This window comes from Serratia sp. AXJ-M (genome assembly GCF_046531865.1).
In the GTDB taxonomy this organism is placed as follows: domain Bacteria; phylum Pseudomonadota; class Gammaproteobacteria; order Enterobacterales; family Enterobacteriaceae; genus Serratia; species Serratia liquefaciens.
Map to the genome: position 1 here is coordinate 3,616,698 of NZ_CP059394.1, position 14,780 is coordinate 3,631,477.

16 protein-coding genes are annotated in these 14,780 nt (G+C 55.6%); 5 read left to right on the forward strand and 11 right to left on the reverse strand.

The window, feature by feature from the left end; all coding sequences use genetic code 11:
- Window positions 1-4 precede the first annotated feature (4 nt).
- Together H0S68_RS16905 and yfbV are read right to left on the reverse strand one after the other, a co-directional pair.
- The gene (locus H0S68_RS16905; protein ID WP_020827855.1) at window positions 5-499 is read right to left on the reverse strand and encodes a YfbU family protein; all 495 of its coding nucleotides are present in this window, start codon (window positions 497-499) and stop codon (window positions 5-7) included.
- Between the two features lie 146 nt (window positions 500-645).
- Window positions 646-1,101, reverse strand: a complete 456-nt coding sequence (gene yfbV / locus H0S68_RS16910; RefSeq protein WP_020827856.1) for a terminus macrodomain insulation protein YfbV — start codon at window positions 1,099-1,101, stop codon at window positions 646-648.
- A 354-nt stretch (window positions 1,102-1,455) separates the two neighbouring features.
- Between yfbV and ackA the strand changes: the two genes are divergently transcribed.
- Together ackA and pta are read left to right on the forward strand one after the other, a co-directional pair.
- Window positions 1,456-2,658, forward strand: a complete 1,203-nt coding sequence (gene ackA / locus H0S68_RS16915) for an acetate kinase (protein WP_020827857.1) — start codon at window positions 1,456-1,458, stop codon at window positions 2,656-2,658.
- 74 nt (window positions 2,659-2,732) lie between these two features.
- A complete protein-coding gene (gene pta / locus H0S68_RS16920; RefSeq protein ID WP_041415539.1) occupies window positions 2,733-4,895 on the forward strand; it encodes a phosphate acetyltransferase in 2,163 nt (720 codons plus the stop codon).
- 67 nt (window positions 4,896-4,962) lie between these two features.
- Here pta and yfcD read toward each other — a convergent pair whose 3' ends face one another.
- Window positions 4,963-5,520, reverse strand: a complete 558-nt coding sequence (gene yfcD, locus H0S68_RS16925; RefSeq protein ID WP_020827859.1) for an NUDIX hydrolase YfcD — start codon at window positions 5,518-5,520, stop codon at window positions 4,963-4,965.
- Window positions 5,521-5,610: 90 nt separating this feature from the next.
- Window positions 5,611-6,162 carry a phosphodiesterase gene (gene yfcE, locus H0S68_RS16930; protein ID WP_020827860.1) on the reverse strand — a complete coding sequence of 184 codons (552 nt, stop codon included), beginning with the start codon at window positions 6,160-6,162 and terminating at the stop codon, window positions 5,611-5,613.
- 259 nt (window positions 6,163-6,421) lie between these two features.
- On the opposite strand from yfcE, the gene yfcG reads away from it, so the two are divergent.
- The 3 genes from yfcG (at window position 6,422) to H0S68_RS16945 (ending at window position 8,470) form a co-directional block, all read left to right on the forward strand.
- The gene (yfcG, locus tag H0S68_RS16935; protein ID WP_020827861.1) at window positions 6,422-7,051 is read left to right on the forward strand and encodes a GSH-dependent disulfide bond oxidoreductase; all 630 of its coding nucleotides are present in this window, start codon (window positions 6,422-6,424) and stop codon (window positions 7,049-7,051) included.
- A 104-nt stretch (window positions 7,052-7,155) separates the two neighbouring features.
- On the forward strand, window positions 7,156-7,527 hold the full coding sequence (folX, locus tag H0S68_RS16940; protein WP_012146035.1) for a dihydroneopterin triphosphate 2'-epimerase: 372 nt from the start codon (window positions 7,156-7,158) through the stop codon (window positions 7,525-7,527).
- A 28-nt stretch (window positions 7,528-7,555) separates the two neighbouring features.
- Window positions 7,556-8,470, forward strand: coding sequence for a TIGR01777 family oxidoreductase (locus H0S68_RS16945; RefSeq protein ID WP_410528863.1), 915 nt, complete (start codon window positions 7,556-7,558; stop codon window positions 8,468-8,470).
- Between the two features lie 41 nt (window positions 8,471-8,511).
- Here H0S68_RS16945 and hisP read toward each other — a convergent pair whose 3' ends face one another.
- From hisP to cvpA, 7 genes are all read right to left on the reverse strand, one after another.
- Window positions 8,512-9,285, reverse strand: a complete 774-nt coding sequence (gene hisP / locus H0S68_RS16950) for a histidine ABC transporter ATP-binding protein HisP (RefSeq protein ID WP_020827863.1) — start codon at window positions 9,283-9,285, stop codon at window positions 8,512-8,514.
- Between the two features lie 18 nt (window positions 9,286-9,303).
- Window positions 9,304-10,008, reverse strand: a complete 705-nt coding sequence (locus tag H0S68_RS16955) for an ABC transporter permease (protein WP_020827864.1) — start codon at window positions 10,006-10,008, stop codon at window positions 9,304-9,306.
- Window positions 10,005-10,691 (reverse strand): histidine ABC transporter permease HisQ, encoded by a 687-nt coding sequence (locus H0S68_RS16960; RefSeq protein WP_020827865.1) that lies wholly within the window; start codon window positions 10,689-10,691, stop codon window positions 10,005-10,007. Before H0S68_RS16960 ends, H0S68_RS16955 begins: the two co-directional genes overlap by 4 nt.
- Window positions 10,692-10,776: 85 nt before the next feature.
- The gene (hisJ, locus tag H0S68_RS16965) at window positions 10,777-11,559 is read right to left on the reverse strand and encodes a histidine ABC transporter substrate-binding protein HisJ (protein ID WP_217331664.1); all 783 of its coding nucleotides are present in this window, start codon (window positions 11,557-11,559) and stop codon (window positions 10,777-10,779) included.
- A gap of 302 nt (window positions 11,560-11,861) precedes the next feature.
- Window positions 11,862-12,434, reverse strand: a complete 573-nt coding sequence (locus H0S68_RS16970; protein WP_130016460.1) for a UbiX family flavin prenyltransferase — start codon at window positions 12,432-12,434, stop codon at window positions 11,862-11,864.
- A 131-nt stretch (window positions 12,435-12,565) separates the two neighbouring features.
- Complete coding sequence (gene purF, locus H0S68_RS16975) at window positions 12,566-14,083, reverse strand: amidophosphoribosyltransferase (protein WP_020827868.1); 1,518 nt, start codon at window positions 14,081-14,083, stop codon at window positions 12,566-12,568.
- Between the two features lie 21 nt (window positions 14,084-14,104).
- Window positions 14,105-14,605, reverse strand: coding sequence for a colicin V production protein (gene cvpA, locus H0S68_RS16980; RefSeq protein WP_020827869.1), 501 nt, complete (start codon window positions 14,603-14,605; stop codon window positions 14,105-14,107).
- Between the last annotated feature and the right edge of the window lie 175 nt (window positions 14,606-14,780).

Sequence of the window (14,780 nt, forward strand, 5' to 3'; positions counted from 1 at the left end):
TTAATCAGGCATTGATAATTTGCGCTATCTCAACGGCGCTCAAGTGATACTGGCGTGGGCATGACAGCCAGATAGCCAGCATACGCTGGTACTTTTCCCACATTTTGGTTTGGGCGTTGAAGCCGTGGCTGCCGGAATCGAAATGAGTATAGCGCCCCTCGGTGTTAACCAGGAAACGCACGTAGCTCAGATGGCGCGCCTCGGTCGCGGCGTCAAAGCCGAGAAACGCCAGGCGGCGGGCTTCAATACCTTGTTTGTCTTTCAGATTGTCCCAGGAAACCTGCAGCGCGTGGTGCATTTCCATCACGTTGATAATGGTGCGGCACACGTCTTCGCTCATTTCGCCGAAGTCGCGATCCAGCTCGCGCATCTGCAGGCCAAAACCGCGCTCGATAATGGTCTGCAAGCGACGGTAACGTTCGGCGTTATCCGGGTCCAGCAGGGTCATCATCTTGTATTGGTTCGACAGGATCAGGCGTTGGGCGTGGGTCATTTCCATTATAATTTCCTCGAAAAATTACTCATGGCGAAAGCATCGCACAGCGCAATATCACAGGAAATCACAACTCGCCGGTTCTTTGATTTGAACGGGGGTTATTGGCCAGAACGCTAAAATGGCCGCCGGCAATACGGCCATTTTTAGTGTTAAAGGTCATCCAGGAAGGTTTTATCCAGCTGCTTGAAGGCGCGCTTCAGCAGGTCTGCCAGCGACTGGTAGGTTGGCGTGCCTTCTACCGGCGCGACGGCCTGACCGGCTTCCGTCAGCTTGTTGCGTACCTCATGGAACCACTGCAGCAGCGTGGGCGGCAACGGGGTAACCGAACGGCGGCCCAACCACCACAGACCCTGCATCGGCATGCTGCAGGCAAACAGTGCGGTGGCGATCGCCGGGCCCAGTTGGCCCCCCAGGGCAATCTGCCAGGTCAGGGTAAACACCGCCAGCGGCGGCATAAAGCGGACGGCAAAGCGGGTGGCACTCGCAACGCGATTCTCCGGAAAGACCGGAGCCAGACGTTTGTCTGACGGCCAGGTTTTCATGTAATGCTGCCCGCGCTGGAAGACCTGAAACCAGCTTACGGAACCGGACGGTTTGCTCGTCATCGCGTACCTCAACGTCACAAAGAAAAATAAGGACACGGCCAACACATACTAAAAAATTTGAAGCTTTAAATTTATTTTGTGTTTGCCTCGGGCTATCGGTATCCTAGGCCGGCCTTTTGGCCGGTAGAAGATGACAATAATTCTGTCAACTTTTAGCCCTATAAAAATCAAGATTATTTAAACCGCAGAGAAATCATCGGTTTTTTCATCGTCATGTGGTTTGTGCAATTCACATGATGTTAATCATAAATGTCAACGGCATTATGCGCTACGCTTGTTGTCTGATTGACGATTAATTCACCACGTGTTTTGGTATTTCCTTTAACAACACGAACTATTTAAGTAGGTACTTCCATGTCGAGTAAGCTAGTACTGGTCCTGAACTGCGGCAGTTCTTCCCTGAAGTTCGCTATCATCGATGCTGTCAACGGTGAAGAACACCTCTCCGGCCTGGCCGAATGTTTCCACCTGCCTGAGGCTCGCCTCAAGTGGAAGATGGACGGCGCCAAACACGAAGCGGCTCTGGGTGCCGGCGCTGCGCACAGCGAAGCACTGAACTACATTGTTAATACTATTCTGGCACAAAAACCGGAGCTTTCTGCACAGCTGACCGCTATCGGTCACCGCATTGTGCACGGCGGCGAGAAGTTCACTTCTTCTGCCGTAATCAATGACGAAGTCTTGCAGGGTATCAAAGATTCGGTGCCATTTGCACCACTGCATAACCCAGCGCACCTGATCGGTATCGCTGAGGCATTGAAATCCTTCCCTAAACTGGCGGATAAAAACGTTGCCGTGTTCGACACCGCGTTCCACCAGACCATGCCGGAAGAATCCTACCTGTACGCCCTGCCGTACAGCCTGTACCGCGACCACAGCGTTCGTCGCTATGGCGCACACGGCACCAGCCACTTCTACGTAACTCAAGAAGCTGCGAAAGTGCTGAACAAGCCGGTTGAAGAAGTTAACCTGATCACCTGCCACCTGGGCAACGGCGGTTCCGTAACCGCAGTGCGCAACGGCAAATGCGTTGACACTTCTATGGGTCTGACCCCGCTGGAAGGCCTGGTCATGGGCACCCGCAGCGGTGACATCGATCCGGCGATCATCTTCCACCTGCACGACTCTCTGGGCATGAGCGTTGATCAAATCAACAAAATGCTGACCAAAGAATCCGGCCTGCTGGGCCTGACCGAAGTCACCAGCGACTGCCGTTACGTTGAAGACAACTACGCAACCAAAGCCGATGCAAAACGCGCTATGGACGTATTCTGCCACCGTCTGGCCAAGTACATCGGCGCTTACAGCGCACTGATGGACGGCCGTCTGGACGCGGTGATCTTCACCGGCGGCATCGGCGAAAACGCCGGTATGGTGCGTGAGCTGACCCTGGACAAACTGGGCCTGCTGGGCTTCGAGATTGACCACGAACGCAACATGGCCGCTCGCTTCGGTAAATCCGGCGCCATCACCAAAGACGGCAGCCGCCTGGCGCTGGTTATCCCGACCAACGAAGAGTTGGTCATCGCGCAAGACGCATCCCGTCTGACCGCGTAACGCTCTCCGACACCGTCAGCCCAGGCTGACGGTGCTGTTTTAGCCTCATGTTAATTCGTGAAGAGGACTATTCTGTGTCACGTACAATTATGTTGATCCCCACCGGCACCAGCGTCGGCCTGACCAGCGTCAGCCTGGGTGTCATCCGCTCCATGGAGCAAAAAGGCGTTAGCCTGAGCGTGTTCAAACCTATCGCTCAACCACGCACCGGCGGCGACTCGCTCGACCAGACCACCACCATCATCCGCAGCAGCAACTCCACCATCACGGCAGCCGAGCCGCTGCGCATGAGCTACGTTGAAGGCCTGCTGAGCTCCAACCAGCAAGACGTGCTGATGGAAGAGATCGTGGCGCGCTATCACGAGAACACCAAAGACGCGGAAGTGGTGCTGATCGAAGGCCTGGTGCCGACCCGTAAACACCAGTTCGCCAACGCGCTCAACTATGAAATCGCCAAGACCCTGAATGCGGAAATCGTTTTTGTACTGGCACTGGGCAATGATTCCCCGGCTCAGTTGAAAGAGCGCATCGAGCTGGCTCGCAGCAGCTTCGGCGGCAGCAAGAACAAAAACATCACCGGCGTGATCATCAACAAGCTGAACGCCCCGGTTGACGAGCAGGGCCGCACCCGTCCTGACCTGTCCGAGATCTTCGACGACTCCACCAAAGCCAGCGTAACCAACGTTGACCCGGCGCAACTGTTCGCCAACAGCCCGCTGCCGGTGCTGGGCTGCGTGCCGTGGAGCTTCGACCTGATCGCGACCCGCGCTATCGACATGGCCCGTCACCTGAAGGCCACCGTGGTCAATGAAGGCGACATCATGACCCGTCGCGTGAAGTCTGTAACCTTCTGTGCGCGCAGCATTCCGCACATGCTGGAACACTTCCGTCCGGGTTCACTGCTGGTCACCTCGGCAGACCGTCCTGACGTGCTGGTTTCTGCCTGTCTGGCCGCGATGAACGGCGTGGAAATCGGCGCTGTGCTGCTGACCGGCGGCTACGCTATCGACGAGCCAATCAGAAAGCTGTGTGAACGTGCATTCCAAACCGGCCTGCCGGTCTTTATGGTCGAAACCAACACCTGGCAGACCTCGCTGAGCCTGCAAAGCTTCAACCTCGAAGTGCCGGCGGACGACCACCAGCGCATCGAGAAAGTGCAGAACTACGTGGCCAGCCACATCAACGCCGAATGGATCGAGTCACTGACTGCGACCTCCGAGCGTTCGCGTCGCCTGTCTCCACCGGCGTTCCGCTATGAGCTGACCGAGCTGGCGCGTAAAGCCGGCAAACGCATCGTGCTGCCGGAAGGCGACGAGCCGCGTACCGTGAAAGCGGCGGCTATCTGCGCCGAACGTGGTATCGCTGAGTGCGTGCTGTTGGGTAACCCGGAAGAGATCCAGCGCGTTGCCGCTGCGCAGGGCGTTGAGCTCGGCAAAGGCATCGAGATTGTTGATCCGGTCGCCGTGCGCGAGCAGTACGTTCCACGTCTGGTTGAGCTGCGTAAGAGCAAGGGCATGACCGAAGTGGTTGCGCGCGAGCAACTGGAAGATAACGTGGTTCTCGGCACCCTGATGCTGGAGAAAGGCGAAGTCGACGGCCTGGTTTCAGGCGCGGTTCACACCACCGCCAACACCATCCGTCCACCGTTGCAGTTGATCAAAACGGCACCGGGCAGCTCGCTGGTGTCCTCCGTGTTCTTCATGCTGCTGCCTGACCAGGTTCTGGTATACGGCGACTGTGCGATCAACCCGGACCCAACCGCAGAACAGCTGTCTGAAATCGCGATCCAGTCGGCAGATTCCGCTGCGGCCTTCGGTATCGAACCACGCGTTGCCATGATCTCCTACTCCACCGGTAACTCCGGCGCGGGTAGCGACGTTGAGAAAGTGCGTGAAGCGACCCGTCTGGCGCAGGAAAAACGTCCTGACCTGATCATCGACGGCCCACTGCAGTACGACGCCGCCATCATGGCCGACGTCGCCAAGTCCAAAGCGCCAAACTCTCCGGTTGCAGGCCAGGCTACCGTGTTCATCTTCCCAGACCTGAACACCGGTAACACCACCTACAAAGCGGTACAGCGTTCTGCTGACCTGGTGTCCATCGGGCCAATGCTGCAAGGCATGCGCAAGCCGGTGAACGATCTGTCACGTGGCGCACTGGTAGACGACATCGTTTATACCGTAGCCCTGACCGCCATTCAGTCTTCCCAGGCTGATGCTGCAGCAGTCAAAGCCTGATAATCCCCGGATTATCAGATAAAAAAAACCGGTCAATTGACCGGTTTTTTTTATTTGCGCGAACGCATCAGGCATTTTCATCGCTATCGCGCAACGGCTTGCCATAGGCCTGTTCGTTGTTGCGCGTCAGCCACAGCGACAGCGCTTTTAACGAGTCCGGCGTGAATTCGTCGCAGCGGGCGGTGATTTCTTCCGGCGTCAGCCAGCTAACCTCAACCACTTCTTCTTCCTGCAGTGCAAAGGGGCCATGCGAGACACAGCTGAACAGCGCACCCCACACCCGGCACTGCTCTTCTTCAAAGTAGAACAGCCCGTGCTCGGCAAAAGGCACGCCGGCAATGCCCAGCTCCTCTTCCGCCTCGCGGCGAGCGGAGTCCAGCACGTTCTCCCCGCTTTGCACTACGCCACCGGCAGTGGCGTCCAGCCAACCCGGATAGAAATCTTTAATGTCGGTGCGACGCTGCACCAGAATTTTTCCCATTCCATCATGCACCACAATATAGGTAGCACGATGACGCAGCCGTTGAGCACGCATCTGTTGGCGACTGGATTGAGCAATCACTTCATTTTGCTCGTTGACGATATCAACCCACTCGGTATCTGCAGCCTGACCCTGTTCCGCCATCCTCTAAAACCTTCTATTTTGGCGCGATGCATCCCGCGCACTGGTTAATCAATGAGTGTTTTTCAAAGATTTTTATTGTGTGTGTATAAATTAGTGCGTTAATGCCACCTCTGCAACAGCCTTGCCGCCGTCCAAAGTGACCACACTTAAAATGCCGTCCTCCAGTATGCCATAGCTGGCGGGAAAGCCCCCTTTCGGAATGCTGACCGATCCTGGATTAAAGCAGTAAATTTCGCCCTGCCGTTCCGCCTGCGGTAAATGGCTGTGTCCGTAGACCAGCACATCACCGGCAGATAACGGCGGCAGTGCGGAGGGATGATAAAGGTGTCCGTGGGTTAAAAACAATCGTCTTTTTTGCAATAGCACCTGCTGCCAAGACGCGGTGATGGGAAATGACAATAACATCTGATCAACTTCACTGTCACAGTTGCCGCGAACGGCGATGATCTTGTCGCTATAGCGATTCAATTGTTCAGCAACCTGCGCCGGTTGATAGCCCGCTGGCAACGCATTTCGCGGCCCGTGATTCAGCAAATCACCCAGCAGGATCAGCCAGTCGGCACCGCTTTGCTCAAAACGTTCCAGCACGCTTTCGGTGGCGGGTAGCGAACCGTGTATATCGGAGGCGAATATCAGCTTCATAACCTTTCCTTTGGCAGGGAAATAACGGCTATTTTATCGCAGTGGCCAGCGACGGCAAGGCTGCCGAGGAAGCGATTCCTGAAGACCCGGAATTGTGATGCATGTTGTAGAGATAGCATCAGACGAATCTCACATAGCCTGCTATTCTTAGCTGCTATTGTGGGTAACCCTATAGAAAGATCTCTGATATACCTTTGTGCGCGGCGAAGACCGCAACAACGTGTAATGACTTACAGATCACCTTACCGCAGGAGGCAACATGATTGACCTGTATTACGCGCCTACTCCCAATGGTCACAAAATTACCCTGTTTCTGGAGGAGGTTGGCTTACCCTACCGTATCCATCGCGTAAATATCAGCGCCGGCGACCAGTTCAAGCCGGATTTTCTGAGCATTTCACCCAACAACAAAATTCCGGCCATCGTCGACCAGCAGCCGGTTGATGGCGGTGCGCCGATCAGCCTTTTCGAATCCGGCGAAATCCTGCTGTATCTGGCGGAGAAAACCGGCAAATTGCTGAGCAAAGGCCTGCGCGAGCGTGCTGCTACGCTACAGTGGTTGTTCTGGCAAGTCGCGGGCTTTGGGCCGATGCTCGGGCAAAACCATCACTTTAACCATTACGCGCCGCAGCCGGTGCCCTACGCCATCGAACGCTACCATCTGGAAACCAAGCGTCTGTATGCCGTGTTGGAAGCCGAGCTGCAAAAACACCCGTACCTGGGCGGCGACAACTACAGCATCGCTGATATTGCGACTTACCCCTGGGTGGTGTCTCACCCACGCCAGCGCATCGATCTGGCGGATTACCCGGCGGTACGCAACTGGTTTGAACGCATCAGCAACCGTCCCGCTACCGCACGCGCCTACAAGCTGGCCGAACAGGGCTAAATTTCCCGCTCCCCGACCCGCGGGGAGTTTCCTTTAGCTCGTTATCTTTTCCTTACTTTCCGTGTATTCTGAGCGGCAATAATCAGACCTGTGGAGATCTTCTGATGTCATTCAGTCAACCCGACGCCATTATTCGTATAAAAAACCTGCGGTTGCGTACTTTCATCGGTATCAAGGAAGAAGAAATTAACAATCGTCAGGACATCCTGATTAACGTAGTGATCCACTACCCGGCGGATAAAGCGCGCGACAGTGAAAATATCGACGACGCGCTCAATTACCGCACCATCACCAAAGCCATCATCCGCCATGTGGAAGATAACCGCTTCGCCCTGCTGGAAAAATTAACTCAGGATGTGCTCGATATCGTGAAACAACATGCCTGGGTAACCTATGCTGAAGTAGAGATAGATAAACTACTGGCCCTGCGCTACGCCGACTCGGTTTCGATGACCATGAGCTATCGCCGGGCCTGAAAACCACCTGTTTCAGGGAGAATCGACCATGCGGATCCTGATCACCGGCGCCACAGGATTGATAGGGAGCAGCCTGACACGGCGGCTGTTGGGCCTTTCTCACCAAGTCACGGTGCTGAGCCGTAACGTGCCCCGCGCTCGTGAGCGCTTCGGTGAACAGGTCAGCTACTGGTCAACGTTGCAGGATCAGCCTTCGCTCGATGGCTTTGACGCCGTGATCAACCTGGCCGGCGAGCCGATCGCCGACAAGCGCTGGAGTAAGGCGCAGAAAGAACGCCTGTGCCACAGCCGTTGGGATCTGACCGAGCAGTTGGTGAAACTGATTAACGCCGGCAGCAACCCGCCCAGCGTGCTGATTTCCGGTTCCGCGACCGGTTATTACGGCGATCAGGGCCAGGCGGTGGTCACCGAAGACGAAGCGCCGCATGACGAGTTCACCCATCAACTGTGTCAACGTTGGGAATCGTTGGCGTTGCAGGCGCAAAGCGATGCCACCCGCGTCTGCCTGCTGCGTACCGGCGTGGTGCTGGCGGCAAAAGGCGGCGCGCTGGCGAAGATGTTGCCGCCGTTCCGCTTCGGACTGGGCGGGCCCATCGGCAGTGGCCGCCAATACCTGCCGTGGATCCACCTGGACGACATGGTCAATGGCATTATCTATTTGCTGGATCACCAGACCCTGCAAGGCCCTTTCAATATGGTTGCCCCCTACCCGGTCCACAACGAGCAGTTTGCCGCTCAGTTGGCCAACGTGCTCGATCGACCGGCATTTTTGCGCGTACCGGCATTCGCCATGCATTTATTGATGGGGGAAGCTGCAGTGTTGGTCTTGGGAGGGCAACGTGCGGTGCCGAAACGGCTGGAAGAGGCAGGCTTCAGCTTCCGCTTTCTGGAGCTGGAGCAGGCGCTGGATGATGTGATCAATCAGCGGGCCCCAGTCCGCTGAGGAAGTTATCGGGGCCAGAAAAATCCGGCCCCGACAATCGATTATTTTAATGCGCCGGAAAGAAACTGCTGCAAACGCGGGCTTTTCGGATTGCCAAACAGTTCGGCCGGTGGCCCCTGCTCTTCAATCAGCCCTTTGTGCAGGAAAATCACGTGGCTGGACACGTGGCGAGCAAACTCCATCTCGTGCGTCACCACCACCATGGTTTTCCCCTCTTCCGCCAACTTTTGCATGATGCGCAGCACTTCCCCTACCAGTTCCGGATCCAGCGCCGACGTCGGTTCATCAAACAGCAAAACTTCCGGCTCCATCGCCAATGCCCGGGCGATCGACACGCGCTGCTGCTGCCCGCCGGACAGGTGCACCGGGTATTTGCCGCGGGCACGTTCATCGATGCCGACCTTATCCAGATAGCGTATCGCGCGCTCACGCGCCTCGGTCTTGCTCAACCCCAGCACCTGCACTGGCGCTTCCATCACGTTCTCCAGCACCGTCATGTGGCTCCACAGGTTGAAGTGCTGGAACACCATGGTCAGGCGGGTACGCAGCAGCTGCAGCTGTTTCTTGTCGAACACCTTAAGCTGCCCGTCCTTGTCGCGCACCATGCGGATATCTTCATTGTTCAGGCTAATGGACCCTTCACTCGGCTTTTCCAGGAAGTTAATGCAGCGTAAAAAGGTACTTTTACCGGACCCGGAAGAGCCGATGATGCTAATCACATCCCCTGCGTTAGCCGCCAGCGATACGCCTTTCAACACTTCGTGTTCGCCATAGCGCTTATGCAGTTCGGTGACGGCTAATTTATTCTCAGACATAGTGTGTTCCCGTCATTATCAGTGATTAACGTGTGCCATCCAGCGCTTTTCCGCCTTGCGGAACAGGCTGATTAACCCGTAGGAGATAATCAGATACAGCACCGCCGCAATGCCGAAGGCATAAAACGGTTGATAGGTCGCCGCATTGATGTCTCGCGCTATCTTCAGCAGATCCGGCACGGTGGCGGTAAACGCCAGCGCGGTAGAGTGCAGCATCAGGATCACTTCGTTGCTGTAGGCCGGCAACGCGGTGCGCAGCGCGGAAGGTAAAATGATGCAGCGATACATTTTAAAGCGTGAGAAACCATAGGCATTGGCTGCCTCGATTTCACCGTGCGGTACCGCGCGAATAGCACCGGCGAAGATTTCGGTGGTATAGGCGCAGGTGTTCAGCGTCAGCGCCAAAATGGTGCAGTTGAGCCCGCTGCGGAAGAAGGCGTTGAGGAAGTCCGTACCGCGCACGATTTCCAGGCTGTACATGCCGGAGTAGAACACCAGCAATTGCACATACAACGGCGTGCCGCGGAAAATGTAGGTATACAGCCATACCGGGAAGCGCACCCAGCTGATGGAGGAAACGCGCGCCACCGCCATCGGGATCGCCAGCAAACCGCCCATCACCACCGAGGAGATCAGCAACCACAGCGTGACCGCCACGCCGGTAAAGCGATAACCGTCGCTCCACAACAACGACTGCCAATACTGTTGCAAAATTTCGATCATAGCTCAGCCCTCCGGACGCCGAGGGAATAACGCCGTTCAAGCCACAACAGCACGCCATTGGACACGGTGGTGAAGACCAGATAAACCACCCCGGCCACGATCGCGAAAAAGAACGGCTGATAGGTGCCTTTACCGGCCAACTGGGTGGCCTTCACCACGTCGTTCAGGCCCAGAATCGACACCAGCGCCGTCGCCTTCAGGATCACCTGCCAGTTATTGCCGATGCCAGGCAGGGCAAAACGCATCATGGCAGGGAACAGAATGCGGCGGAATATTTGCGAACCGGAAAAACCGTAGGCGGTGGCCGCTTCTATCTGCCCTTTCGGCACCGCCAAAAAGGCCCCACGGAAAGTCTCAGTGAAATAGGCACCGTAGATAAACCCGAGGGTGATGATCCCCGCGCTGAGCGGATCAATATCGATTTGCGAAAAACCAAGCAGTTCGGTGATGTTGTTAAGTGCAATTTGCAGGCCGTAGAAAATCAGCAGCATCAGTACCAGATCGGGTACGCCACGGATCAGCGTGGTATAAGCGCCAAACAGCGTGGAAAGCAGGCGGTTATGGGAAAGCTTGCCACCGGCGCCGATCAAACCAATCACCACCGCCAGCAGTACGGAACTGAGGGCCAGCTCCAGCGTCACCAGAGCGCCCTCAAATATCAATTGGGAGTAGCCTTGCAGCATTTACTTCACCCTGTCGTCATAGGATCCCGAACCATCGGGGCCGGCAGATCGGCCCCGTAGTCACAACATGGAAGGGTATGCGGCATTAACCGCCGTAGACGTCAAAGTCGAAGTATTTCTTCGCAAACTTGTCGTAGGTGCCGTCTTTGCGCATTTCGGCAAAGGCCTTATCCAGCGCCGCCTTGAGCTCGCTATCAGTCTTGCGCAGGCCCATGCCGGTGCCTACGCCAAAGAATTTGTCATCCTTCACCGATTCACCGGCGAAAGCGTAATCCTTGCCTGGAGGTTGTTTCAGGAAGCCATCACTCCCTGCGACTTCATCCTGGAAGGCGGCATCGATACGGCCTGATGCCAGGTCGGCGTAGACCAAATCCTGGTTCTGATAAGGCACAACGGTGATGCCCTTCGGCTGCCACATGGCGTTGGCATAGGCTTCCTGGGTGGTGCCCTGCAGCACGCCGACGCTCTTGCCTTTCAGCGCATCCACGGTAGGCAACAGTTTCGACCCTTTCGGCGCGATCAGGCGGGCGTTAGCGGCATACAGCTTGTCGGTAAAGGCAATTTCCTGCTGGCGTTTTTCGGTGATCGACAAAGAAGAGATGATGGCGTCAATTTTCTTCGCCTTCAGGGAAGGGATCAGCGCGTCAAAATCGCTTTCCACAAAGGTACATTGGGTATTTATGCGTTTGCACAGCTCTTTGGCCAGATCGATATCAAAGCCGACCAGCTCACCTTTGGCATTTTTGGACTCAAAGGGTGCATAGGTCGGATCGGTACCTATCTTCAAGGTCGATGGTACGGCGGCAAATGCGCTGCTTGCCGCGCTTAAAGCCAAGACTAAAGGAAGAACCTTAACCAGCTTTTTCATAAATTACCCTCAAATTGATTTTTTCGATGCCACTGCGGGCATTATTTTTCCACCAAATCAATTTGCAGTAATCGTGCCACATTGGTTGCTGTCGGCGGAGGGAACGGCTCCGACCTTCACAAAACTGTTTCCTGGGACGATAACCGCAAAATTAAATCGGCCTGGCTGGGCCGCGCCACGGGCAATGGAGAAATACCAGCGCCTTGAAACAGTGAACGTGATGAAGTGGGATCATTATGGTGCAGGTGCCGCCCTAATTCAGTGCGGTGTTGCACAAATGTGCCAAATTGGAGAGAAATTTGTTAATTGGCACCTTGCCAGCGGGAAAATAAATCTTTGGGTAATTCAATATCGAACTGATCGACCACCCGGTTCACCGTTTGGTCGATGATGTCTTCTACGCTTTCGGGGCGGTGATAAAACGCCGGCACCGGCGGCATAATGATGGCTCCCATTTCTGCCGCTTGAGTCATCAGGCGCAGGTGGCCCACGTGCAGCGGAGTTTCACGCACGCACAGCACCAGCCGGCGACGCTCTTTCAGCACCACGTCAGCGGCGCGCGTCAGCAGACCGTCGCTGTAGCTGTTGGCGATACCGGACAACGTTTTGATTGAGCAAGGTAAAATCACCATCCCGATAGTTTTGAACGATCCGGAAGAGATACTGGCGCCAATATCGCGCGAGTCATGTACCACATCGGCCAGCGCCTGCACTTCGCGCAGGCTGAGCGCGGTTTCCAGCGACAGCGTTTGTCGCGCTGCATTACTCATCACCAAATGGGTTTCCACTTCTGCGACGTCACGCAATACCTGCAGCAGGCGCACGCCGTAGATAGCGCCGCTGGCGCCGGAAATACCGATGATGATTCGTTTCATAAAGCTGGCCTCTGCCACGGAAAAAATAGGATCAGGCAGACTTTGCCGCAATGGCGCTATATAAGCAAGTCAGGCGGGAATAATGCACCGCAGCGACCGCCGCGGTGCACCATTTTGGTCAGTGCGAAGGCTTAGCCTTCGTTGTGCATTTCCAGATTTTCCGCTTCGGTCTGGCTACGCATTTCTTTGGCGTCGTCATTGCGCAGCGATTCCAGATACTCGAGGTAGCTCTGGTCGACGTCTTTGGTGACGTAGATACCGTTGAATACCGAGCATTCGAACTGGCTGATGTCCGGGTTCTCTTCACGCACCGCTTCAATCAGATCGTCCAGATTCTGGAAGATCAAACCGTCGGCGCCGATGATCTGGCGGATTTCATCCACTTCACGGCCGTGGGCAATCAGTTCGTTGGCGCTTGGCATGTCGATGCCGTACACGTTGGGGAAACGAATCTCCGGCGCTGCGGAAGCCAGATAAACACGCTTCGCCCCGGCGTCGCGCGCCATTTCCACGATCTGTTCAGACGTGGTACCGCGCACGATGGAGTCGTCCACCAGCAGCACGTTCTTGTCGCGGAATTCGGCGCGGTTGGCATTCAGCTTGCGGCGTACCGATTGGCGACGCGCCTGCTGACCCGGCATGATGAAGGTACGGCCGACGTAGCGGTTCTTCACAAAGCCCTGACGATACGGCTTGTCCAGGATACGGGCGATTTCCAACGCGATATCACAGGAGGTTTCCGGGATCGGGATCACCACGTCGATGTCCAAATCTTCCCATTCGCGAGCAATTTTCTCACCCAGCTTCTGCCCCATGCGCACGCGGGCGCTGTAGACCGAAATCTTGTCCATAAAGGAGTCTGGACGGGCGAAGTAAACGTATTCGAACAGGCACGGGTTGGTTTTTGGGTTCTCTGCACACTGACGAGTGAACAGTTGGCCCTTGTCGGTGATGTACACCGCTTCCCCAGGCGCCACATCGCGCAGGAACTCGAAGCCCAGCGTATCCAACGCCACGCTCTCGGAAGCCACCATATACTCGTTGCGGCCGTCTTCAAGCGTGCGTTTGCCAATCACCAGCGGGCGGATGCCGTTAGGGTCACGGAACGCCAGCAGGCCATGGCCGATGATCATCGCGACGCAGGCGTAAGCGCCGCGCAGCTGCTGGTGCATGGCGGCAACGGCGGTGAATACGTTGTCGGACTCCAGCGGATAGTGTTGGAAACGGTCCAGCTCGCTGGCCAGCACGTTCAGCAAAATCTCGGAATCGGAGGTGGTGTTGACATGGCGGCGACCGCTTTCAAACAGCGTTTGACGCAGTTCATGGGCGTTGGTCAGGTTGCCGTTGTGTGCCAGCGTAATGCCGAACGGTGAGTTTACATAGAAAGGTTGAGCCTCTGAGGCACTGGAGCTGCCAGCCGTCGGGTAGCGCACATGGCCAATACCCATGTTGCCCTGCAAGCGCTGCATATGGCGTGCCTCGAACACATCCTTCACCAGACCGTTTGCCTTACGCAGACGGAACCCGTTATGGGCATCGATGGTGACGATGCCTGCGGCATCCTGGCCACGGTGCTGTAGCACCGTCAACGCATCATAAATCGACTGGTTTACCGGCATAAAACCGGCGATACCGACAATACCGCACATGTTGTCTTTTCCTCATCAGCGCTACCGCCCCGGTAAATGGGTCGGTAAGAAACTCGACGTGCTCTGCAGGTAGTCAAAGAACCACCTGATGATGTAACTGAACTGGGGAATAAGCTGCGACTGTTTCCAGTCTGCGCTTTGTGAAAAGCCGGTAAAGGTATCCAGGAAAAACAGTATCGCCGAAACGATTAACACGCCGCGCAGTGCGCCGAAACAGACGCCCAGCACCCGGTCGGTGCCTGATAACCCGGTTTTCTCTACCAGTGAGCTAATCACATAGTTAACAATAGCTCCTACGATCAGGGTCGCGATAAACAAGATGGCAATCGCGATGCCGTTTCGCACCAGTTCATCTTCAAAACGAGTGAAGTAGACCGCAAGGTAAGAGTAGAAATGGCTGGCAACAAAAAACGCACATCCCCATGTCACAAGTGACAATGCTTCGCGAACAAACCCTCGGATCAGGCTAACCAGAGCCGAAAATCCAATCACCGCTATAATGACGTAATCAATCCAGACCATGAACTATTCCAATGATGAATCGCCCCTGCATCCAATTCGCGGCGAATTCTAACAGAAAAAGAAAACGTTTGCGTAGGGGTTTTCCTACCACGTTACAAATAAAAAGCGGCGATAAAAAAATTCCCAATCGCCGCGCCTACATAGGCCATTTCAGCTACGAAAGGCACAGTTTTTT

What these genes read in the sequence shown, in the direction of transcription:
- H0S68_RS16970 (WP_130016460.1), bottom strand. Translation starts at nt 12,434, where the DNA reads ATGAAACGAATCATCATCGGTATTTCCGGCGCCAGCGGCGCTATCTAC.
- hisJ (WP_217331664.1), bottom strand. Translation starts at nt 11,559, where the DNA reads ATGAAAAAGCTGGTTAAGGTTCTTCCTTTAGTCTTGGCTTTAAGCGCG.
- yfcG (WP_020827861.1), top strand. Translation starts at nt 6,422, where the DNA reads ATGATTGACCTGTATTACGCGCCTACTCCCAATGGTCACAAAATTACC.
- yfbV (WP_020827856.1), bottom strand. Translation starts at nt 1,101, where the DNA reads ATGACGAGCAAACCGTCCGGTTCCGTAAGCTGGTTTCAGGTCTTCCAG.
- yfcE (WP_020827860.1), bottom strand. Translation starts at nt 6,162, where the DNA reads ATGAAGCTGATATTCGCCTCCGATATACACGGTTCGCTACCCGCCACC.
- ackA (WP_020827857.1), top strand. Translation starts at nt 1,456, where the DNA reads ATGTCGAGTAAGCTAGTACTGGTCCTGAACTGCGGCAGTTCTTCCCTG.
- H0S68_RS16960 (WP_020827865.1), bottom strand. Translation starts at nt 10,691, where the DNA reads ATGCTGCAAGGCTACTCCCAATTGATATTTGAGGGCGCTCTGGTGACG.
- yfcD (WP_020827859.1), bottom strand. Translation starts at nt 5,520, where the DNA reads ATGGCGGAACAGGGTCAGGCTGCAGATACCGAGTGGGTTGATATCGTC.
- purF (WP_020827868.1), bottom strand. Translation starts at nt 14,083, where the DNA reads ATGTGCGGTATTGTCGGTATCGCCGGTTTTATGCCGGTAAACCAGTCG.
- H0S68_RS16905 (WP_020827855.1), bottom strand. Translation starts at nt 499, where the DNA reads ATGGAAATGACCCACGCCCAACGCCTGATCCTGTCGAACCAATACAAG.
- cvpA (WP_020827869.1), bottom strand. Translation starts at nt 14,605, where the DNA reads ATGGTCTGGATTGATTACGTCATTATAGCGGTGATTGGATTTTCGGCT.
- hisP (WP_020827863.1), bottom strand. Translation starts at nt 9,285, where the DNA reads ATGTCTGAGAATAAATTAGCCGTCACCGAACTGCATAAGCGCTATGGC.
- H0S68_RS16945 (WP_410528863.1), top strand. Translation starts at nt 7,556, where the DNA reads ATGCGGATCCTGATCACCGGCGCCACAGGATTGATAGGGAGCAGCCTG.
- folX (WP_012146035.1), top strand. Translation starts at nt 7,156, where the DNA reads ATGTCATTCAGTCAACCCGACGCCATTATTCGTATAAAAAACCTGCGG.
- H0S68_RS16955 (WP_020827864.1), bottom strand. Translation starts at nt 10,008, where the DNA reads ATGATCGAAATTTTGCAACAGTATTGGCAGTCGTTGTTGTGGAGCGAC.